Source organism: Paenibacillus dendritiformis (assembly GCF_015845845.1).
Taxonomy (GTDB): Bacteria; Bacillota; Bacilli; order Paenibacillales; family Paenibacillaceae; genus Paenibacillus_B; species Paenibacillus_B dendritiformis_C.
Genome location: NZ_LDIG01000069.1, coordinates 1 through 20767, shown reverse-complemented (window position 1 = coordinate 20767; position 20767 = coordinate 1). Strand labels below are relative to the sequence as shown.

Sequence of the window (20767 nt, the reverse complement as noted above, 5' to 3'; positions counted from 1 at the left end):
CCCGCAGCTTCGCCGAGCCCTTCCTTCGAGGTTCCGGGTTCTGTGGTGCTGCGATCCTTTTGCCTAAATCGCGGACAGCACGGCGCCTGTCGCGATCCGGTGGAAGAACGGAGAATGCGAGACACGATGCTCTCCCACCGGATCGTTCGCGATAAACGGAAGCCGCTCCGCCTCCAGCTCCTCCAGCCTGTCTACCCGGCCCTCCACATAATCAAGCAGCCGATCCTCGGCCGATTGCAGCCGGGCCAGCACGCCGCCGTAGCGGATGTCGAGCACTTCCCAGCCGAACGGCTTGCTTGTCGCCATCCACAGCGCGCGATGCGCCTTGCGCGTCAGATCCGCCTGCGCGCGGACGCGCGGAATGACCTTCTCCGCCAGGCTGCGGAGCTTCTCATGTTCCCGCGCCCGGTAGGCAGATGTTACCTGCAGGCCGAGCGTTCCCTTCATGGCCAGCGTCTCCGCCAGCTTCGCATAGAACCCGAACACCAGCTTATGCGTTCCCGCAGCTTGCGCTTCGGCGGCGGCAAGCCGTTCGGCCAGCTTCGCGTAATGGGCCGGCAGGGCCGTCTCCAGTTCGCCTTCCAGATCTTTGTCGAACAGGCCGATCAACGCATCCTGCCAGAGCAGGAACTTGGACGCGTTCGAGCTGTGCATATTGTTCTTCGTCACGCCCGGCGTCTCGTCGAGATAGGTTAGCTGCCAGTAATCGTCCAGACATTGGCCGGTGCAGAGGCGAAAGCGCTCCGCCAAGGCCGACTCGTCCACCTCGCCGTCCGTATACCCGTGCTCCGCGAACAATTGAAGGCCCGGCAGAACCGTCAAATGGTTCGTCTCCTGCCCGTTGTCCCCCCACGCCGTGGCAAATACTTCGCGTATGCCCTTCGCCTTGCAAGCCATAAGCGCCGGATTCGTATTTTGCCATGTCTTGCCGTAGTTCGGGCTGAGGCTGCCCCACAGCCAGACGCCTCCGGCGAACACCGGATCCGAACCGAGCGCGCGGTGCTTGTCGAGGAAGTTCTCATAGAACTTCTGATCATCATGATAATAATCCCAATAGACGAACTGCACGCCCTTCGGAATCCGGGCCACCGCGTCGCTGGAAAATTCCAGGTCCAGATCGTAATAATGGCCCCCATTGTTCATCAGCAAGTGGAAATACATGTCGCTCCACATCATCGGCTGTAAGCCATGCTTCTCGGTAATCTCCAGCACGCGCCGCAAATGTTCGTTCATAATATCGAACCGTTCCCGGAAGCCGTGCTTGAACAAATATCGCCCCAGTCCAAGTCCGAACGCCTCGTCCATGCCGATATGAATCCGGTTCGACCGAAGCGGCTTCGAGACGGCCGCGATCATGTCCTCAATGAAGCGGTAGGTGGCATCCGAGCCGGCGAGCAGCACATCCTCGGTATCGCGCAGCGCCTCGGCCTCATCCCATTTCAGCGCCTGGGCCAGATGCCCCAGCGTCTGAATGCACGGAACCACCTCGATGCCGAACTGGGCCGCGTAATCGTCAATGGCCCGCAATTCGTCTGCGGTATACCGTCCCCGCATATACCCGAAATAGGGCCGCTCCGGCACCTCGTACGTATCTTCCGTATAGAGCATGATGCCGTTCAAGCCCATCAGCGCCATCGAACGCAGTAACTCCTGCAGCATGGCCAGATGGGGAACGGCGTTCCGTGAAGCGTCGATCATCGCCCCGTTGTACGCGAATTGCGGCCGTTCCGCAATATGGAACGTCCCGCCCTGGCGGTAAGCTTCCACGAACCGCCCCAGCCCCCGGAAAAAGTGGATCGGCTCCGCATAACGGATCCATCCGGCGCTTCCGTCCCAGGACACCGTCAACTCCCCGGCGGCCTGCTCTACCTTTACAGCGACCGCCTCGGGATTAGGGCTCCCTCCCTCGCTAATTTCCACGTCAAGCAGCTGCCGCAGCTCCCGGATTCCGGGCAAGAAGCGGTGAACATCGCCGCTGAATTGAATATGCATCCTTTGTTCCTCCTCTAGTTGTATAAATCTGTTCCATGCTGGCCAATGTAAGAGGTAGGATGTGATTAGGATAGCGCTATCGATCCCGTTTCGCAACCTCGGGTCGACTTTGCTGTTATACGGTTAGATAGGCAAGCATGCTGCGACGCCACCAGTTGGGTAAGATCACCGGGCTCTTTTTGCTCCTTTGCTTCAATATCCCAACCATTCAGCTTGTCCCTGAACCGTTGGGATATTGACCGTAAGGACTGGCAGGGAATTCTCCCGCTCTTTGCTCCACTATCCCCGGCACTCAGTTTGTACCATGAGCCGATGGGATATTGACCATAAGGACGGGCGGTGACCCTCTTTCGCTCCTTGCTCCGCTATCCCCGGCACTCAGTTTGTAACCATGAGCCGATGGGATATTGACCATAAGGACGGGCGGTGACCCTCTTTCGCTCCTTGCTCCGCTATCCCCGGCACTCAGCTTGTACCATGAGCCGATGGGATATTGACCGTAAGGAGTGTAAGGAGCGACCTCCATCCCTGAGTCATTTGCATATTAGAGCAATGGCATAAATCAGCGGGGTTTCCCCAGCGAACAACACCCATTACAATGGAGCCCCGATAAAGATCCAGGTTCTTCGCAAGGGCTGTGCACCAACGCTCCCTCCCCGCCCTTTCGGAGACATGCCAAAAAGACATGGCTTGCCGATCCATGTCGAGGGCAGACTTTGCAGCAGCCAGGCGTATAGAACCGCCAGTATCCCGTCAATGCTATTGCAAAGGGGGTGACATGCAATGGCTAAAGACGTGCTGTGCGAAGTGAACAGCTGCAAATACTGGGCTGCGGGCAACAAATGCAACGCTTCTTCGATTTATGTCGTGAATCGTCAGGGAAGACAAGCAAGTAATTCCGAAGAAACGGATTGTAAAACGTTCGAGCCCAAAATTTAACGTATGTCCAAGCAGCCTTGCCGGGCTGCTTTTTCACTCTTGTACTGATAATTATTATCATTTCCTTCCGAATATATGCAAGCCCTGATCACCCTATTGAAAAAAACGGATGCCTTTACGCAACTGCATGCCCAAATGGCCCCAAGGATCAAGAAACCAGGCCCGACCTAACGGACCTGGCTCGATATAGGCGAGAGGTGACGCTTATCCCGTGACAGAATGGTCCAGGCTCCCGGAGGATGAAGCTGACGCACCCGGTGCCGCTGATGCGGCAGAAGCGGAAGCACGCGCCGCGGAAGGCTTAGCCGGCATGGCCGTATCCGGATTGGGCCGCAAGTATGCCAGGCAGTAAGCGCCGGCTACGAAAACGGCACCGCCGGTAAGGTTGCCGAGCCAGACCGGGATGAAGTTCATGATGTATTCTCCCCAGCTGTAATAGCCTTCGAAGATGGCTGCCGGAATGACGAACATGTTGGCCACCACGTGCTGGAAGCCGATGGCCACGAACGTCATCGTCGGGAACCAGATGCCCATTACTTTGCCGCTGAAGCTCTTGGAGCCGTAAGACAGCCACACCGCCAAAGCCACGAGCCAGTTGCAGCCGATACCCGAGACGAACGCTTGCAGGAAGCCTTCTTCCAGCTTGTGCCCGGCGACGGACACGGTCTTCTCCAGATAGACGCCATCGGCGGTCAGGCCGACGATATGCCCGAAGAAGTAAGCGACGAATATCGCCCCCAGGAAATTGCTCAACGTAATCACGATCAGATTGCGGGCGACCTCCCCGGTCGTAATTCGGCCCTTCATCCGGGCCAACGGGACGGCCATCATATTGCCGGTCAGCAGCTCACCGCCCCCCAGCAAGACGAGGATGAGACCGATCGGGAAAAGGGAGGCGCCGATGAGCCCGGTGATCGTCCCCCACTCAGGCGGCGCGCCCGCCGTTACCCGTATATACAGTAAGTATCCCAGCGCGATGAACGCGCCTGCCAGAAACCCCAATATCACCATGACCGACAGCGGATTGCGGGCCTTGGCCGTCCCTGTCTCCACTGTCGCTGCCGCTATCTCCTGCGGCTTCAAGTATCCTGCCATACTGCATTCCCTCCCTGCACCGCAAGTACCTTGTTGGCTTATCGCATCCTCCCGAATGAACGGAACGGTCACGCCGTTACGGCGGTCCATTTCAGGCGGATGTAAAGATGCAAGTTCATTGTATCGAAGCTTCCTTATGGAAGTTGTGCATTTTATCACAAGGTAATGTTCAAAATTAACAATCTGCCGACATCTCATGAAGAAAGACAAGGGGCTGCCGAATCGCCGAGAAATATCGTAAACGGAAAAAGCCCGCGTACCGTGCGGCCGCGGACTTCTTGATATGAATTATGCTTTGGCGATGATGCTGCGGGCGATGTGAACTCCGGCTGCCCCGGCTTGCGCCAGCCCGCGGGTCACGCCGGCCCCGTCGCCGCCGCAATACAGTCCGGCAATCTCGGATTCGAGCGACGCATCCAGCTTCGGGCGGGCGGAGTAGAACTTCGCCTCGACGCCGTAGAACAGCGTATGCTCGGAAGCGATTCCCGGCGTCACCTTGTCCAGCGCCTCCACCATTTCGATGAGGCTCTTCATTGTATTGTATGGCAGCACGAGACCGAGATCGCCAGGGACCCCCTCGCGCAGCGTCGGCTCCAGGAACCCCTCCCGGATGCGCTTCTCGGTGGAGCGGCGCCCGCGGAGAATATCGCCGTATTTCTGCACAATGACGCCGCCGCCGGACAGATCGTTGGCACGCTTGCAGATCTCGCGCGCATACTCGTTCGGCTTGTCGAACGGCTCCGTGAACGTATGCGAGACGAGCAGAGCGAAGTTCGTATTTTTCGAGCCGAGCTTCGGATCCTTGTAGGAGTGGCCGTTCGCGCACATGATGCCGCTGTGGTTCTCGACCACGACGTGTCCGGACGGATTGCTGCAGAAGGTGCGCACCCGCGTGCCTACGGACGTGTTGAAGATGAATTTGCCTTCATATAGATGCTCGTTAATCTCGCGCATGACGACGTCCGACGTCTCGACGCGCACGCCGACATCGACCTGATTGTTGTACATTTTCAGGCGGCGCTTCTTCAGAATCTCCGTCAGCCAGGCGGAACCGTCCCGTCCCGGCACGATGACGACGCGATCGGCTTCGATCGTCTCGCCGCCCTTCAATTCGATGCCCTTCACGACATGGCGGCCGTCTTCCTTCACGGTGACGAGATCCGCCACTTCCGTCTTATGCATCATATCGATACGGGTCTTCAAGTATTCAAAAATCGATTTCAAAATCTCCAGGTTCTGCTCCGTCCCCAAGTGCCGGACTTCCGCGCGCAGCAGCTTCAAGCCCGCCGCATATCCCTGCTGTTCGATGCGGCGCACCGTCTCTGTCGTCGGGTCTGTTATATTCGTCGTGGCTCCATGCTCCAAATTGATCCGGTCCACGTATTGAATCAGATCCAGCACCTGCGACGGCGGCAAATAATCGGTCAACCAGCCGCCGAACTCGGTCGTAATATTGAATTTGCCGTCACTGTAGGCTCCGGCTCCGCCGAAGCCGTTCGTGATGGAACAGGCGGGCAAGCAGCCGGCGAACTCCTTGCGGCCGATAGCCGGAGGGCAGAATTGAATTTTTTCCTCCAGAATCGGACAGCTCCGCCGGTAAATATCATGGCCTTTGTCCACTAACAGTACGTTAAGATGGGGGGCTTTCAACGTCAGCTCATAGCATGTAAAAATTCCTGCGGGCCCTGCGCCAACGACAATGACATCATACTTGCTCATAAGATCAAGATCCTCCTCGTTCATAACACGTAGTATGAATCTGAATGGGGCGAATGACGAACTTCTGTTCCTTTCTAGGCGACAAAAAATCCTGACTTCACCCGGGTATGCCGAAGCACACCGCTCGTAGTCAGGAATTTACGGCTCCTGGTAGAGACCCCCGGACCTTATCTCCGGGAATATACGAACAGGAATAATAATGCCTTCATTGTGATCAACTTCATTGCCGTCCCCCAAGGGAGCGACATGGATATTGTAACGAAATTAACCGAACGTGTCAACGATATTTTTCTTTATTGTTCGTTATTTTTTCGTAAATAAAGAAGAAATAAACGATGATCAGAAAGATAAACAAGCCCAAATCCGAATATTCACGGAAGTCGCGCTCTTTTCCCAACGTTGCCAATCCTATGTCACTCTACTCCCGTACATAAAAAGTACGCCATGATGGACATTGTATGTCCTGGCCCGAAGCGATAAGCTTGCCATTACATATATAACGATTGCAGATTCAATGAAAAGGCGTGAAAATAATGAAACCTGACTCCCCCGCCCTATCGGACGGACTTGTTCTCGATCATCTCTATGTCGCCCAAGGCAATTCGACGCTGCTGGATACGCTCCATGTCACGGTGAAGCCGGGCCAATGCCTTGCCGTGCAATGCAACCATGTCACAGGCCAGCTCATTATGGATGTGCTGGCGGGCACCGCCGCCATGTCCACCGGGACGGTAACCTGGAACGGACTTCCCCTCCACTCCCCGGAAGCGAAGGCCCGCATCAGCTGGATCCGCCAGGAGGACGCTGTTCATGAACGGCTGACCGTGCGCGAGGCTGTCGGATTGTACATGAAATTATATAATGCATTCGATAAATCAAGACTGGAACTCGTATTGAAGCTGACCGGACTGTGGAACAAGCAGAATGTCCGGCTCGGCAAATGTACGGAAGCGGAGCAGCGGCGCTTCCAATTGGCCCGGGCCGCCGGGGTGAAGCCGGAGCTGATTATTATGGAGGACCCCGAGTTCCATCTCGACCTGGAAAGCTGCTTCCTGCTTCGCCAATGGATCCGCGAGCTCTGTCAGAAAGGGACCGCCTTCTTCACGACCGTGCCTTCGCTGGAGAGCGCGCTGACGCTGACGGATGCCGTTCTGCGCTGGACGCCCGCCGGCTTCAAGGAGGTCATCCTCGACGAAGACGGCGCCAACCAAGCGCTGGAAGGAGCGTCGGCCCTCTCTCAGGAGACGGGGGATCGCTCCATCGCCGAAGTCGCGCCAAGCGGGGCCAAGAAGCAAGCCGATGGCTCCCCGGATTCCGAAACGAATAGCGCTGGCGGCGGAGCGCCTTTACCGGGAGAAGCTGCCGAAGGGGCCGGCACGCCGCCTGGCAGCCGGCGCCACTATCCGCAAATCGTCTTCGATAAAGTGCCGGCGCGCGTGGACGACAAAATTGTGCTCATCGATCCGTTGGAGATGATCTATATCGAGAGTCAGGACGGAGTGGCTCATCTCCATGTCCAATCCGGTGAATATCCGTGCTCCATGACGCTGCAGGAACTGGAACAGAAATTAAAGCCGTTCGGCTTTTTTCGCTGCCATCGCTCGTATCTGGTCAATTTGCAGCGCATCCGCGAAGTCATCATTTGGTCGCGCAACAGCTACAGCCTCGTGCTGGACGATGAGAAGAAGAGCACGGTGCCGCTCTCGAAGAGCAAATACGAGGAAATGAAGGCGATTATGGGCATTTCTTAACCTGCCAATAGCGGCATTTCGCCGGAAGGAGCGGTTCATTCAACCCTCGATCTGTTCCATTCATCGTCTGAATTACGCTTCTGCCCGATCATTTGCGGCAGTCTTCTCCCTCCCGGGATATGATGAGGTCAACCAATTCAAACTCGTTCAGCTCAGATGAACCCATCAACTATCCAAGGGGAGGAAAACAATATGGAATCTATGATTGAAGCCCGCTCGCTGACCAAAATGTTCGGCAACAAATCCGCGCTGCGGTCGCTCGACTTCGTCGTTTACACAGGAGAGACGTTCGGCTTCCTTGGGCCAAGCGGCTCAGGCAAGACGACCACGATTAAAATATTGACCGCTCAATTGCTGCCTACATCCGGGACGGCGCGCGTATTCGGGCAGGATGTCGCCCAAATGACGGAAGCGGAGCGCTGCCATCATTGGTCGCGCATCGGCATCCTGACCGACAACAGCGCTTTGTACGACCGGCTGTCGGTGCAGGATAATCTGGAACTATTCTGCAAGCTGTACCAGGTGCCCGCCAGCAGAGTGCCGGAAGCGCTGGAGCAGGTGAATCTGGCCGACGACCGGCAGACCATCGTCAAAAATCTGTCCAAAGGATTGAAGCAGCGCGTTACGCTGGCACGGGCCCTGCTTCATCGGCCGAAGATTCTGTTCCTGGATGAGCCGACATCGGCGCTCGATCCCGGGAACACCCGCCGCATTCACGAATCGTTGAAAGAGCTGAATCGCGCGGGAACGACCATCTTCCTCTCCACGCACGACATGGAAGAAGCGGAGACGCTATGCGATCGGATCGCTTTCCTGCATCAGGGCCGCATCAGCGCCATGGATACGCCGCTGCTGCTTCGCCGCCGCTATGCGGACGCCACGATTACGGTTACGACCGTGGACGGGTCGTATCAGGTGGCCTGCGACGAGGAAGGCGCGCGCCGCGTCTCCGAGACGATGACATCCGGGAAGCTGGTGTCCATTCATTCCAATGAACCGTCGTTAAGCGATATTTTTATAAAAGTTACTGGGGGAGCCGTATTATGACTTACGCATGGAAACGAATCTCGGCGATTGTCGAGAAAGAATGGAAGGATTGCTTCCGCAATCCTGTTCTGTTAAGCATGGCCGCGCTGCCGATTATCTTCGCCTTCCTCTTCCGCGGCCGAGAGGAAGCGGGGATCAGCGTGCTGGCGCTGCCCATCAATATGGCCTTGACGATTACGGGAGCCTTCGTGCTCGCGATGATGGTCGCCGAGGAGAAAGAAAAAAATACGTTGCGGGTGCTTATGCTCTCGCCCGCCAGACCGTTCGAGGTGCTGATTGGCAAGAGCGCCATCGCTGCCGCGATGACGGTGGCAGCCGTTATTTTAACCCTGTTCATCGCGGATACGCCTGCCCTGCCTCCGCTTGCCCTTATCCTTCTGCTTGTTCCAAGCATCGTGATGTACTTGGCCATTGGCACGCTGATCGGCTTGCTATCCCGCACGTCGATGGAGACTTCCTTCATCGGCATGCCGCTGCACCTACTCTTCCTGATGGGGCCCATGTTCGGCTCGCTGCTGAACCATCCGGCGGTCGACTTGATGATCAGTTATCTTCCGACGGAGCAGCTCTCTCTGGCTTGCTCCAAGCTGTGGAAGGGCGGAACGCTGGCCGACGCGCTTCCGCATGCCGGCATCATCGTCGTCTGGATGGCCGCCTGCCTGTTCCTGTGCTATACGGCGTACCGCACGAAGCGGTATGATACGTAAGAGCCGCGAATACGCCCCGCAGACGTCGACAGCAGGAACTATTTCCCGAGAAATAAAGACAGCATTCGGCGGCGGCTCGACAGCGCTCCGAAGAGGCACCCAACGAATCGGGCCGCCCTGTCCCGGTCTGCCCGCTTGCTTCCGCAGTCCGGCTCCGCGTTATCCGGCCAAGCGGCCGCTCCATTGCGGTAACCCGCGCACGACCGCTTCCGGCGGCGGGAAAGCCCGGATTACGCTCCGATATGCGGAATAATTTGGATTGCGCCCCGTCTCAAAAACTTGTATCGTAGCATCAACCCGATGAACTTGGCGGGACATAGCCTTATTTTCAGAACGGTCCATTGAACGGCCCATTCCCGTCCTTTCCATCCGTTGTCCGGCTGGGAAGGACGCAAGGCCGTCATTCCGATAAATTCGTCAAGAAAGGAGTTGCACATGAACAGCAAACCGCTAGCCGCCTCGCGTCCGGCGCCCGATCTGCTCAAGCAGTCAAGCCCGCAGCAGGATACGGTTTTCCGCATTCTGCTGGCCATCAGCTTCGTCCATCTGTTCAATGATTCGATTCAAGCCGTCATTCCCGCGATTTTTCCGATATTAAAAGATACGATGCGGCTCTCCTACGGACAGATCGGCTGGATCGCCTTCGCGATCAACTTCACCGCTTCGATAATGCAGCCCGTTGTCGGCTATGCGGCGGATCGGCGGCCGACGCCGGCGCTGCTGCCCATCGGCATGACGTTCACGTTCTTCGGCGTGCTGCTCTTGGCGCTGGCGCCGAACTACGGGCTGGTGCTGCTGGCCGTCATCCTCGTCGGACTCGGCTCCGCCGCCTTCCATCCCGAAGGGATGCGCGTCGCCCATATGGCCGCCGGACTTCGCAAAGGCCTTGCCCAATCCATTTTCCAGGTCGGCGGCAACACCGGACAGTCCCTTGCCCCGATGCTGACCAAGTGGGTATTTATCCCCTTCGGTCAGATGGGAGCCCTCGGCTTCACCTTCATCGCGGGGGCCGGCATCGCCGTGCAGACGTACATCGCACGCTGGTACCGCGGCATGCTCGACGCCGGATACACCTTCGCGAAGCGCCAGCAGCAGCGCAAGATCGACCCGGCAAGGCGCAAAAGCATCGCCTGGGCGACCCTGATTCTCGTCGTGATCGTTTTCGTTCGTTCCTGGTACGGGGCCGCCATCGGCAGCTATTACGCATTTTACTTAATGGAAGATTACCGGCTCACGCTGGATCAGGCCCAGCTGTATATCTTCCTGTTCCTGGGGGCAGGCGCGGTAGGTACCTTCTTCGGCGGGCCGCTGGCGGATCGGTTCGGCCGCCGCAACCTCATCCTGGCCTCGATGCTCGGCACCGCGCCCCTGGCGCTGCTGCTTCCGTTCGTCAATCTGTTCTGGGCCGGGGTGCTGCTGGCCCTCACCGGCTTCATCCTGCTCTCCAGCTTCTCGGTGACCGTTATCTACGCCCAGCAGCTCCATCCGGGCAATATCGGAACGGTCTCCGGCCTTATCACCGGCTTCGCCTTCGGGATGGGCGGCGTCGGCGCCTTGGCGCTCGGCTACTTCATCGACGGCTTCGGCATCACCCGGATTATGATGGTGTGCGGCTTCCTACCGGTCCTGGGCGTTCTTGCTCTGCTTCTTCCGAACGATCGCACGCTGAACGAATGGGCGCAAGATGCCGGCGCATAATGTACCGACAGTACCGCAATTCGTCGTGGCCAGCTTCGGATTGCGGTCTTCACCGTTTGGACACATTTATCCAAGCTTCCCCGCTTTCCACTTGCTCCCCGCGCTGACTAGATCTACAATATGATGTGCTTGCAATCGTTGCTTTGCATTCGCCGAGCGCGGCTGGTACGCGCATCAGAACTGTGAACGAACCCGCAATCCCGGCATGTCCCGCAGTTGGATGAGGAGCTTGTGGAATCCGCCCCGTTCGCCGGCAATCAAGACAATCACATGTTACCGTGGAGATACGGATCACATATCCATCGTTCTAGACAGCATAAGAAAATACTTGGAGGTGATGGAGGATGACGCGAAATGCGCATCAAGAGCCGGTTCAGGACACGCCGGACACCGAGCCATGTCCTCCGGCGGCGCAGGAGCAGATCCCGGCGGCAGACGAAACGAATTCGGCCTGCGGCGGGGAAGAGTACGATCAACATACGATTCGATATTTGCGGCAGGCCATCCAGCGTATCAATCAGCTATACCAAAAGCAGGAGTATCAGGAAGCGCTGCGGGAAGCCATGCGGCTGCAATTGGAATATCCGGAGCATCCGACGATTATGTCGCTGGCTGCCGTCGTTCATAAGCCCGTCGATCCGGACCAAGCTCTCGATTGGGCGGGAGAAGCGCTGCGGCGGGACATTTATCAGCCGGACGCCTGGCGGGTGCGGATGGGCATCTATTATGACCGGGGAGAGTGGGTTGCCTTCGAGACGGCGGCGAGGCAGTTGATCGCGATGGCGCCCGACGATCCGACGCCGCATCTGCTGCTTGCGCAGCACCAGATGCGCAAGGGCGCCTTGGAGCAAGCCGTTCTCTCGCTGGAGCGGTGCATCGATATCGAGCCGGCCGGACTCGCTTACGCCACATACAGCTATGTATTGGCGCAGCTGCAGCGGACGGCGGAGTCCAAGGAAGCCGAACGCCAGGCATTGGCGATGGAGGAGGAGCATGCCTACACGCTGATGCAGCTCGCCTGGGCAGCCGACCAGCGCGGAGAGAAGGAACATTCGCTCCGCCTGATGGAGAAGGCCGTCCGCCTGGATCCGGACGATGCCCAGGTCCGGGAGGAGTATATGGACACGCTGCAGAAGGCCAACCCGGCCTTTCGCCTTGTCTGGCTGCCGGCCCAGTGGTTCCAGAAGCTGAATCCATGGATCTTGTTCATCATTTGGGTCTTATTCGCTTTTCTTAAACCGGTCCTGCTTGTTGCCTTTATCCTGATTCATGTCTCGACCCATTGGATTAGCCGGTGGTATGTCAATTGGAAAGTATACGGGCGGCCTTGGGCATGACACCATGGGCCGCTTTCGCATATGTACGACGGCAAGTCCCTTCTCCCCCCTCCGCTCAGCCGATCGCCGTCATGATGACGCCGACGGTAATCAGCAGCACGCCCAGGCTGGCGACAAGCGACAAGCGCTCTCCCAGGAACAGAAATGCCAGCCCCACGGCCAACACGACGCTGAGCTTGTCGACCGGAGCCACCTTCGAGACTTCGCCCTTTTGAATCGCAATGAAGTAGAACAGCCATGACAGCGCGCCTGCCACCCCGCTAAGCACGATATACAGCAGCGCCTTCCGGTTGGCGAGAATCTCGCCGACCTGCGTCAGCTTGCCCTGAATGGCCAGCACGCCCAACAGGAACACGGCCATAATGACCGCCCGTACGGCAGTGGCGGTGTCCGGATCGACGTTCTTCATGCCTAGCTTGCCAAAGAGCGAGACGAGCGCCGCCATCACGGCGGACAGCAGGGCGAACCATAACCAGCTTCCCATGTTTTTTCCTCCTTTTACTAATCCTATCGGCGCATTGTCCATTATACGGCAAAATGCGTCTGCCTTCCGCCGCCAAAAGCTTGCATTCCATCCCAGAGAATAGGAAAATATTCAGTAAATCATGGCACGCTTGTTTACAACGGAAGCGGAGAACGATATACTAGTCTTCGTTTTACGTTCCCATCCGATTCGGCGCCGAGCCGGCGTCGTTGCGATCATTATTTTTTTCGTTATGGACCAAAAGGAGACCTTCTTCATGAACCTGTTGAAAAAAAGGACGCTGCATTGGACTCCCGCCCGCGTGCTGGTGACGGGTTTTCTCTTTATTATTTCAATCGGAACCCTGCTGCTGAAGCTGCCAGTCTCGCTGGCGCCGGGTCATTCCATCTCCTTCGTGGATGCGTTATTTACGGCCACCTCCGCCGTCTGCGTGACCGGGCTGGTCGTCGTCGATGTCGGCACGACCTTTTCTGCCTTTGGACAAGGCGTGATCATTTCCCTCGTCCAGATCGGGGGCATCGGCTTCATGTCGGTGGCCCTGCTGTTCTATCTGATGCTGGGCAAAAAGATATCGCTCCGCGAACGCCTTATCCTGCAGGAGTCGATCAACGCCAACAGCATGGAAGGGATCGTCCGCACGATTCGGCGGGTCATCATCTTCGTCGTCATCATCCAATCGTCGGCCACCGTCGTGCTGACGCTGCACTGGGGACAGACGATGCCGCTCGGGCAATCGTTCGCGTATAGTCTTTTCCATTCGATATCCTTGTTCAACAATGCGGGCTTCGACCTGTTCGGCGACAGCTTCCAGCAGTTCGCCGAGGACGAGGTGACCAATCTCGTCGCCTTCTTCCTGGTCATCGCCGGCGGTCTTGGCTTCATCGTGCTGGCGGAACTGTATGATTACCCGAAGAAGCGGCGGCTCTCGCTGCATTCCAAGGTCGTCCTGTCGATGACCGCGATTCTCGTCGTGGGCGGGGCGGTGCTGCTCTTCATCTTCGAATTCTCGAATACCTATACGCTTGGATCGATGAGCTGGGAAGGCAAGCTGTACGCTTCCTTCTTCCAGTCGGTATCGACCCGTTCCTCCGGCACCGTAACGCTGGATGTGGCGGATATGCGCCAGGTGACGCAATTTTTCCTGATTATGCTCATGTTCGTCGGCGCTTCGCCCGGCTCCGCGGGCGGCGGGATTAAGACGACGACGTTCGCGATTCTGATGGCGGCCGTCTACGCCATGCTGAAGGGTCGCGAGGATGCCGTGCTGTTCCGCCACCGCCTGCCGAAGGATCTGATCATCAAGGCGCTGACGGTGATTTTTCTGGCGTTGTTCATGGTGCTGTCGGTCTCGATGCTGCTCGCGGTCACCGAGGATGTGCCGTTCATCAGCATTCTGTTCGATACCGTCTCGGCCGTCGCGACGGTTGGCATGTCGATGGGGCTGACCCCCGATCTCTCCCCCTTCGGGAAGCTCGTCATCGCCATGACGATGTTCATCGGCAGAATCGGGCCCATGACGCTCGCCTACGCGCTCGGCAATCGCCGGGAGCAATCGCTCTACCGCTATCCGGAAGGGAAAATCATGATCGGGTAACAATAACCCCCGCTGCCATAAGGGCCAGCGGGGGTTATGTGCGTTCGGGATTCAATATCGAGAGCTATCTATGCCGCCGTATCCGTTGCCGCTTCCTTGGCCGAAGCGGCCCGGCCGCCCGGAATGATCAGATTCAGCACAAGCGCGGCGATCGCGCCGACGGTAATGCCGGAGGACAAAATATAGGCGGCGAAGTCAGGCAGACCAACGAGCGCATCCTTCGGCAGCACCGTCACGGCCATCGTCAGCAGGACCGGCACCCCGATAATCATCATCGCGCGTTCATCGAGGTCAATCAGTTGAATGACCTTGAGGCCGTTCACGACAATCGCGACACAGACGACGCCGAAAATCCCGTTGATAACCGGCTCCGGAATGCAGGTGATCGCCGTAGACAGCTTCGGCACGAGGCCGAGCAAGAGCAGGATGATGCCCCCCGCCATAATCGCCATGCGGCTGCCTACTCCCGTCACCGCGATCAGGCCGGCGTTCGAGGAGTAGCCGGTCATCGGCGTGCCCCCGAACAGAGCGCCGGCGAAGCAGCCGATTCCCTCGCCAGCGGCGGCGCGGTTCAAGCGCTCGTCCGTCAGCTCTTTGCCGGTAACCTGGGAGATGACGAACCAGGTTCCGGTCGTCTCGATCAGAATAATGAAATAGACAAAGACCATCGTCAAGATGGCGCTTATGTCGAAGACCGGGGCTCCGAACGGGAAGAAGCTCGGAATCGCCAGCAAGTCCGCCTCGGCGACCGGCGTGAAGTCGACCGTCCCGAAGAACGAAGCGGTAATCGTGCCGACGACGATCGCGACAATGACGGAAATCAGGCGCGACACCGTGCCCAGCCCCTTCGAACGGCGGCCGAGCAGCATGCAAACAATCAGCGCCCCTGCAGAGACGGCGGCAATCAGCACATTGGTCCACAGATCGCCTTCCGCCCTATAAATATTGCTCATGCCGACAGGCATAAGCGAAATACCGACAATGAGAATAACCGTGCCGCCGACCAGCGGAGGGATGACGCGGCGAACCGCCTTGGCGAACCATTTCAACGGCATGCCCAGCAGGGCGATAAGCAGCGCCCCGGGAATCAGGCTCCCGGTCATCGCGCCAAGCCCCAGCTTGCTGCCGATGGCCCCCATGGCCCCGATAGGCACATAAGACGGTCCCTGAACGACAGGAAGCCGGAGTCCGAAGCCGGTCTGAATCAAGGTCGCGATGCCCGTACCCAGAAAGCACATTTGAATAAAAAAGGAAGTGTCCGACGCGCTCAGACTGAGCAGGCCGGCGATAACGATTGGAGCAATGTACAAATCCATAGCCAATACATGCTGCAAGCCCAAAATAAAAGCCTTCCCGACGCCGATCTTATCATCCACTCCAACGATAAGGTTGTTCGACTTGGTTGACGGTTCCATAAGTGTGCTGTTCCTCCCATTGCGGTTCGAATGTAGTCCTGGATGTGATATAGCTCACAACTCCAGATTATAAATTCAATCCTCCGATTTGTATAGATAATTTACGAATATTTTTTATATTTACAAACAGATTGTTCGTGTTTTGGATTGACGACTTCGAATGTATCTCCTAAAATAAGAAAAGAATAGATTGATTGTCGAACTTTCGAATCATAACTCTCATTGATTCATAACACTTCCATAAAAAGGGGATATACCAAGATCATGATCATCCAGGATGAAGTATTGCGCAAGGAATGGATTGTCGCCTGCCGGGCGGATGAGGTGAAGGAGAAGCCGATTCAGGTCCACATTATGGGAGAGCGCGTCGTCGTGTTCCGCACGGAGGACGGCGTGCATGCGTTCAAGGATCTGTGCATCCATCGCGGAGCGGCGTTATCGCTGGGCTGCGTCAAGAACGGGCGTCTCGTCTGCCCGTATCATGCGTGGGAATTCGCCCCTTCCGGCGCCTGCGTGCACATTCCGCAGCTCCCGGCGGAGCAGGCCATTCCGAAGAAAGCGCAAGCGACTGCATACGGATGTGAGGAACGTTACGGCTTCATCTGGGTCAATCTCGGCGGCAAGGACGCGCCGTGGTTCCCGTTCCCGGAATATGAAGCGGAAGGGTGGCGCCATGTCGTCTGGGGGCCGCAGACCGTCGAAGCGAAGCCGCCGCGAATCGTGGAGAACTTCCTCGATGTCGGCCATCTGGCTGTCGTGCATGAAGGCTATCTCGGGGTGGAGACGCATACCGAGATCGGAGATTACCGGGTGCATCGGGTGCCGGAGGGCATCCGTTCGGAGGAGATCGAGATTTTCCAGCCGGATCCGGATGGAAGCGGACAAGCGAAGCATGTGCACTATACGTATGAGATTGCCCGGCCGCTCACGGTCAAGTTCGTCAAGCGCGACAAGGAGACCGGGCATCGCATGTCGATTCTGCTGACGGTTCGTCCGCAGGACTCGGCGACGTCCGTAGCTTACGGCGTCATCTCGTTCAGCTACGATCCTGGGCTGAGCGACAATGAGATTACCCGCTTCCAGGATATGATTTTCGCGCAGGACAAGCCGGTCGTCGAGAATCAGAAGCCGGAGGATCTGCCGCTTGACCTTCAGGTGGAGCTGTCGCTCAAATGCGACCGGGTCAGCATCGCTTACCGCCAATATTTGAAGGATCTCGGGGTCGAGTGGGGGACGGCTTGAGCCGCACTCGGGCCGCTGAAGACACAAGTCTGGGGCCTGTACAGGTGCCAGACTTTGTCGTGTTCGGCATGGAGAGGGAAGCGCTGTACACGCCTGGAACGCTCTGCACACACGAAGAGCCCGCCCCTTCCCATGTTCGGGAAGAAGCGGGCTCCGTATAGCCGTAACCTCGTGTACAGCGCTGCATGCCGGTTGCATGAACCGCGGGGCCGGGCTTCCGCATCCAGTTGCTCCGCCCCGGCGGCTCCGTTCCGACAGCTCCGTCCGCCGCCATGTCTACGTGGAGCGGTTCTCTCCCGCGCCGGCATCCGCAGAACCTGTCAGCTTACGGTATTGCATCAGCATGGCCACACGCCAAGGAAGCAGCATCCCGAACGCCAGGATGAAGAAGATGGACGCGCTCTGCGTTATCGAGACAACCTGCTCCACGATATCATGCAGAATGAGCCGCAAAACCAACAGCGCGACGATGACCACGATGAACATATTCGAACGCTTCAGGTACACTTGCCCGTCGTTCACCTCGAACCGCGATGTGCGGATAAGCGGGTACGAGAAGCATACCGCGCCGGCCGCAAAAGCGGCAAGCCCCCATGTCCACGGGATCCGCATCGCCGGCACGATAAACATGAGAAATCCGGAGGCCATGCCGACAGGCGGCATAATAATCTTTTTGGCCGATGTCGGCTTGCGGGACGCCCGCAGGCGCAGCACAATGACCGCCGTCCCGGCCGCGAGCGATACAAGCAGCGACATCCATTGCGACGATACTAGGGCATGTGACATGGTCATTCACCTCGATAGACTAGAATAGAACCGCAGGGCACCCGCGTCGCCCTCGGTCGTCTATGACTTATTTTACATGAGTATGCCCTCGCTTACAAAAGATCCCCTCCCGCTTCCCCCGCAGCCGGGGCATTCGCTATCCGCCAACTTGCGGCGCCCGCGGACAACCGGTTCTGCCCGCTTCTTCCGGTTGTCGTCCTCTGCCCGGACCTGTCCCGTACAGCGGCGAAAGGGGCTGCCTCCATCAGTCGTTTTTAGCTCAACGAGACAGCCCCACCTCAGCTTCTGACGGTGAGCGATGAAAAAAACTGCGAATATGCAGTTTTTCTTTATGACTTGCACTCCATCACAGGACTTCATGCAAAACTGCATCAATTTCGGGGTGTCCAACAGTTAAAAGACAAAACTCGATAAAAATAATGTATTTTTTCAGGATTTTAATCAAAAATAGCTTCTAAGATCGAAAATTGCTGCTTTAACGCAGGATTTCACTGCGCACCCCCTTGTGTAACGCGATTTAGTCTGCAGCCAAGCTGCTGAACTTAACGGTATATCTCCATCCTGCCTTTTATACTTTAGAGAATAAGGACATAATCCGCCTCGCGGCTTCGGTGTACCCGCCAGCGCTGCGCAAGGAATCCCCTACCCGCTTGGCATGCTCTTTATAAGAAGATTCATTCAATACTCGCAGCAAAGCGGTCTTCAACGCTTTAGGCGTAAGCTCGCTCTTATTTAAACAAATCCCGGCTCCCAACTCCTCTACCCGCTTGGCGACAATGGGCTGATCCGAGCTTAATGGAATCATGACCAGAGGCACGTCATAATATAACCCCTCGCTTGCGCTGTTCATGCCGGCATGGGTAATAAAAGCATCGGCTTGCTGGAGCACTTCCAGTTGGGGAACATACGGCTCGATGATGAAATGATGCGGAATCCGGTCACCCAGCGAATCGAGATCCGTATCTTTGCCGCAAGATAACACAAATTGCGCCGGGATATCTTCACAAGCCTCAAAGAAAAGCTTGTACAGCTCCACATCCTTGGTCAAAATGCTTCCCATTGATATGTAGACCACTTTATCATATTGCGATCGAAGCTGTTCAAACGGAAAGGAGGGGGCATCGGGACGCGGCGTAATGGAAGGCCCGGTAAAGATATAGCTGTCGTCAAGCTTGTCCGCGTCCGGTTGGAAATCGCGGCTTGTAAATACAATTTTAAATTGCCCATACTGGCGGGTAATATCTTCAATGGCGGGCACGGCTACGCTGCAGGCCCGCGCGACGCGCTGCGCCGCCTTCTCCACTCTGGCATAAAGAGCTTCCACATCTACATCATCGGCATCGAACACTTCTATAATACTGCTCAGGGGCTTGACAAAAGCCAGGTTGGTAATCGAGCAGATCGTCGGGATGCCTAACTTTTCCCCTAAAATCGCCCCTCCCCACCCGAACAAGGAGTCAAAAATCAGATAATCAAAGGATTCGCCCTCTGTCTGCCTTAAAATTTCAGGAACATGAGGTTCAATAATGCCTCGTACAATAAATTCGGTGAAGTGAAGCGGGTGCTTATATTCCGTTGGATTAAAACCAAGCTGTCTAAATACGGTTTCATCCATTTGATAGGCGCGGAATTGCGCCCCGGTCCGGGCAAGCCTGGACCGATATTGTTCCGAGCACATATAGACGACTTCTTCCCCATTGTCGACCAGTTGCTTCACTAATCCTATCGTAGGATTAACGTGACCTTCTGCTGGAATTGTTACATATAATACGCGTGCCACTTACTCTACCTCCAAAATTATACTGAAATAGGATATTACTCCATTTTCATTATAAAGGAGGCCGCTCGCGGGGTCAAACAACGCTTGAACCCAGCCATCCCTTGCACAATGGGAACAACAACGGGGCTATAGGCAACGACTCTATGTTGTCGTCTGAGCGAAGGGGATATTGACCAAAAGGACCTTCAAGAGCACCCGCTCGGCAGAAACTTTTAAGCTTCCTCAGGAAACCCTGACCCCCTCCCGCCACAAGCGAAAAAAGGAATAGAAGCCCCGGGAACCTCTTTCATTCATTCCTGGAGCGAATCTATTCCTTCTTGTGTCGTCCATGATCTGATAAACTGCCAGTTCGGAGCGTACAACGCGCTTATCCGCGCGGCGGCTGCGGCCTCGTCCGGCGCGTCGCGATGGCTTCATGCGGATCGTCCGGCCAATAGTGCTTCGGGTAGCGGCCTTTCAGATCTTTTTTGACCTCGAAATAGGCGTTCTGCCAGAAGCTCGCCAAGTCCTGCGTGACCTGCACCGGACGCTGGGCCGGCGAGAGCAGGTGCAGCGTCAGCGGGACCGCGCCGTTCGCGATGCGCGGCGTCTCCTTCCAGCCGAACACTTCCTGCAGCCGCACGGCGAGCACCGGCCGATCCGGATCGGCGTAATCGATCGCGATTCGCGATCCGCTCGGCACCGTCATATGGGTCGGCGCTTCCCGCTCGATCTGCTGCCGCTTCTCCCACGGAAGCAGCGCTTCGAGCGCCGCCGCGAGGTTGAGGCTCTGCAGGTCCGCACGGCTTCGCATCCCGTAGACGTGCGGACCGAGCCACTCCTCCAGCGTCGCGAGGAGGGCTTCCTCCCCGGCATCGGGCCAATCCGGCTGATGCCGGCGCATGAATTGAAGGCGCGTCTGCCATTGGCGCGCCTGCTTGGTCCACGGCAGCAGGGCCAGCCCTTCCCGGGCGATGCCCTGCAGCAGCGCGTGCTGCACCGCCTCCGCATCGGGGGCGGGGTGCGGCGCGTCGGCCAGCGTGAGCGCGCCCAGCCGAACGCGCTCGCGCGCGCGGACCGCTTGGGCCGCCGCGTCCCAGGCGACCTGCGTCTCCCTCACGAGCTGCTCGGCGAAGTGCCGCTCCAGCAGGGCGCGATCCAAGGCCGCCGCCAGCAGGATGCGGCTGTCCGCGCCGGTGTCG

General features: G+C 57.3%; 18 protein-coding genes and 1 riboswitch. Of the genes, 10 read left to right on the top strand and 8 right to left on the bottom strand.

The features are described 5' to 3' along the window. Positions 1 to 63: 63 nt before the first annotated feature. On the bottom strand, positions 64 to 1992 hold the full coding sequence (locus tag ABD76_RS03930) for a beta-N-acetylhexosaminidase (protein WP_197254438.1): 1929 nt from the start codon (positions 1990 to 1992) through the stop codon (positions 64 to 66). A 783-nt stretch (positions 1993 to 2775) separates the two neighbouring features. On the opposite strand from ABD76_RS03930, the gene ABD76_RS03925 reads away from it, so the two are divergent. Beyond that, entirely contained in the window at positions 2776 to 2931 is a 156-nt protein-coding gene (locus tag ABD76_RS03925) for a DUF1540 domain-containing protein (protein ID WP_168179174.1), read from the top strand. 204 nt (positions 2932 to 3135) lie between these two features. On the opposite strand, the gene ABD76_RS03920 is transcribed toward ABD76_RS03925, so the two are convergent. Further along, entirely contained in the window at positions 3136 to 4026 is an 891-nt protein-coding gene (locus ABD76_RS03920) for a formate/nitrite transporter family protein (RefSeq protein WP_197254436.1), read from the bottom strand. Between the two features lie 288 nt (positions 4027 to 4314). Then, complete coding sequence (locus tag ABD76_RS03915) at positions 4315 to 5745, bottom strand: NAD(P)/FAD-dependent oxidoreductase (RefSeq protein WP_197254434.1); 1431 nt, start codon at positions 5743 to 5745, stop codon at positions 4315 to 4317. A gap of 107 nt (positions 5746 to 5852) precedes the next feature. Then, positions 5853 to 5952: riboswitch (purine riboswitch) on the bottom strand. Between the two features lie 326 nt (positions 5953 to 6278). Here ABD76_RS03915 and ABD76_RS03910 point away from each other — a divergent pair. The 6 genes from ABD76_RS03910 to ABD76_RS03890 all read left to right on the top strand — a co-directional run bounded on the left by ABD76_RS03910 (position 6279) and on the right by ABD76_RS03890 (position 12285). Next, entirely contained in the window at positions 6279 to 7496 is a 1218-nt protein-coding gene (locus tag ABD76_RS03910; RefSeq protein ID WP_197254432.1) for a LytTR family transcriptional regulator DNA-binding domain-containing protein, read from the top strand. Positions 7497 to 7688: 192 nt separating this feature from the next. Continuing rightward, the gene (locus ABD76_RS03905; RefSeq protein WP_197254430.1) at positions 7689 to 8543 is read left to right on the top strand and encodes an ABC transporter ATP-binding protein; all 855 of its coding nucleotides are present in this window, start codon (positions 7689 to 7691) and stop codon (positions 8541 to 8543) included. Next, positions 8540 to 9250 carry an ABC transporter permease gene (locus ABD76_RS03900; protein WP_197254427.1) on the top strand — a complete coding sequence of 237 codons (711 nt, stop codon included), beginning with the start codon at positions 8540 to 8542 and terminating at the stop codon, positions 9248 to 9250. Before ABD76_RS03905 ends, ABD76_RS03900 begins: the two co-directional genes overlap by 4 nt. Next, on the top strand, positions 9240 to 9503 hold the full coding sequence (locus ABD76_RS28980) for a hypothetical protein (protein ID WP_206765509.1): 264 nt from the start codon (positions 9240 to 9242) through the stop codon (positions 9501 to 9503). Before ABD76_RS03900 ends, ABD76_RS28980 begins: the two co-directional genes overlap by 11 nt. Before the next feature lie 182 nt (positions 9504 to 9685). Then, positions 9686 to 10948, top strand: coding sequence for an MFS transporter (locus tag ABD76_RS03895; RefSeq protein ID WP_197254426.1), 1263 nt, complete (start codon positions 9686 to 9688; stop codon positions 10946 to 10948). A 344-nt stretch (positions 10949 to 11292) separates the two neighbouring features. Then, entirely contained in the window at positions 11293 to 12285 is a 993-nt protein-coding gene (locus tag ABD76_RS03890; protein ID WP_197254424.1) for a tetratricopeptide repeat protein, read from the top strand. A 55-nt stretch (positions 12286 to 12340) separates the two neighbouring features. Here the strand turns inward: ABD76_RS03890 and ABD76_RS03885 are convergent, their stop codons facing one another. Beyond that, positions 12341 to 12769: an EamA family transporter gene (locus ABD76_RS03885; protein WP_197254422.1), complete on the bottom strand. Its 429-nt coding sequence runs from the start codon at positions 12767 to 12769 to the stop codon at positions 12341 to 12343. 256 nt (positions 12770 to 13025) lie between these two features. On the opposite strand from ABD76_RS03885, the gene ABD76_RS03880 reads away from it, so the two are divergent. Further along, positions 13026 to 14363: a TrkH family potassium uptake protein gene (locus tag ABD76_RS03880; protein ID WP_197254420.1), complete on the top strand. Its 1338-nt coding sequence runs from the start codon at positions 13026 to 13028 to the stop codon at positions 14361 to 14363. A 68-nt stretch (positions 14364 to 14431) separates the two neighbouring features. On the opposite strand, the gene ABD76_RS03875 is transcribed toward ABD76_RS03880, so the two are convergent. Continuing rightward, positions 14432 to 15778 (bottom strand): uracil-xanthine permease family protein, encoded by a 1347-nt coding sequence (locus tag ABD76_RS03875; RefSeq protein WP_197254418.1) that lies wholly within the window; start codon positions 15776 to 15778, stop codon positions 14432 to 14434. 264 nt (positions 15779 to 16042) lie between these two features. On the opposite strand from ABD76_RS03875, the gene ABD76_RS03870 reads away from it, so the two are divergent. Together ABD76_RS03870 and ABD76_RS03865 are read left to right on the top strand one after the other, a co-directional pair. After that, positions 16043 to 17020, top strand: a complete 978-nt coding sequence (locus ABD76_RS03870) for an aromatic ring-hydroxylating oxygenase subunit alpha (protein WP_197254417.1) — start codon at positions 16043 to 16045, stop codon at positions 17018 to 17020. Continuing rightward, entirely contained in the window at positions 17017 to 17181 is a 165-nt protein-coding gene (locus ABD76_RS03865; protein WP_197254416.1) for a hypothetical protein, read from the top strand. Before ABD76_RS03870 ends, ABD76_RS03865 begins: the two co-directional genes overlap by 4 nt. 115 nt (positions 17182 to 17296) lie before the next feature. Here ABD76_RS03865 and ABD76_RS03860 read toward each other — a convergent pair whose 3' ends face one another. The 3 genes from ABD76_RS03860 to ABD76_RS03850 all read right to left on the bottom strand — a co-directional run. Further along, complete coding sequence (locus ABD76_RS03860; protein WP_197254415.1) at positions 17297 to 17806, bottom strand: CcdC family protein; 510 nt, start codon at positions 17804 to 17806, stop codon at positions 17297 to 17299. Between the two features lie 568 nt (positions 17807 to 18374). After that, positions 18375 to 19586 carry a macrolide family glycosyltransferase gene (locus ABD76_RS03855; protein WP_197254414.1) on the bottom strand — a complete coding sequence of 404 codons (1212 nt, stop codon included), beginning with the start codon at positions 19584 to 19586 and terminating at the stop codon, positions 18375 to 18377. A 367-nt stretch (positions 19587 to 19953) separates the two neighbouring features. Further along, the coding region (locus ABD76_RS03850) for an ATP-dependent helicase C-terminal domain-containing protein (RefSeq protein WP_275100762.1) at positions 19954 to 20767 on the bottom strand (814 nt) is incomplete at its 5' end.

Coding starts and splice junctions, on each gene's coding strand:
- ABD76_RS03885 (WP_197254422.1), bottom strand. CDS start 12,769: ATGGGAAGCTGGTTATGGTTCGCCCTGCTGTCCGCCGTGATGGCGGCG.
- ABD76_RS03895 (WP_197254426.1), top strand. CDS start 9,686: ATGAACAGCAAACCGCTAGCCGCCTCGCGTCCGGCGCCCGATCTGCTC.
- ABD76_RS03930 (WP_197254438.1), bottom strand. CDS start 1,992: ATGCATATTCAATTCAGCGGCGATGTTCACCGCTTCTTGCCCGGAATC.
- ABD76_RS03900 (WP_197254427.1), top strand. CDS start 8,540: ATGACTTACGCATGGAAACGAATCTCGGCGATTGTCGAGAAAGAATGG.
- ABD76_RS03905 (WP_197254430.1), top strand. CDS start 7,689: ATGGAATCTATGATTGAAGCCCGCTCGCTGACCAAAATGTTCGGCAAC.
- ABD76_RS03875 (WP_197254418.1), bottom strand. CDS start 15,778: ATGGAACCGTCAACCAAGTCGAACAACCTTATCGTTGGAGTGGATGAT.
- ABD76_RS03920 (WP_197254436.1), bottom strand. CDS start 4,026: ATGGCAGGATACTTGAAGCCGCAGGAGATAGCGGCAGCGACAGTGGAG.
- ABD76_RS28980 (WP_206765509.1), top strand. CDS start 9,240: ATGATACGTAAGAGCCGCGAATACGCCCCGCAGACGTCGACAGCAGGA.
- ABD76_RS03925 (WP_168179174.1), top strand. CDS start 2,776: ATGGCTAAAGACGTGCTGTGCGAAGTGAACAGCTGCAAATACTGGGCT.
- ABD76_RS03860 (WP_197254415.1), bottom strand. CDS start 17,806: ATGTCACATGCCCTAGTATCGTCGCAATGGATGTCGCTGCTTGTATCG.
- ABD76_RS03890 (WP_197254424.1), top strand. CDS start 11,293: ATGACGCGAAATGCGCATCAAGAGCCGGTTCAGGACACGCCGGACACC.
- ABD76_RS03870 (WP_197254417.1), top strand. CDS start 16,043: ATGATCATCCAGGATGAAGTATTGCGCAAGGAATGGATTGTCGCCTGC.
- ABD76_RS03910 (WP_197254432.1), top strand. CDS start 6,279: ATGAAACCTGACTCCCCCGCCCTATCGGACGGACTTGTTCTCGATCAT.
- ABD76_RS03915 (WP_197254434.1), bottom strand. CDS start 5,745: ATGAGCAAGTATGATGTCATTGTCGTTGGCGCAGGGCCCGCAGGAATT.
- ABD76_RS03880 (WP_197254420.1), top strand. CDS start 13,026: ATGAACCTGTTGAAAAAAAGGACGCTGCATTGGACTCCCGCCCGCGTG.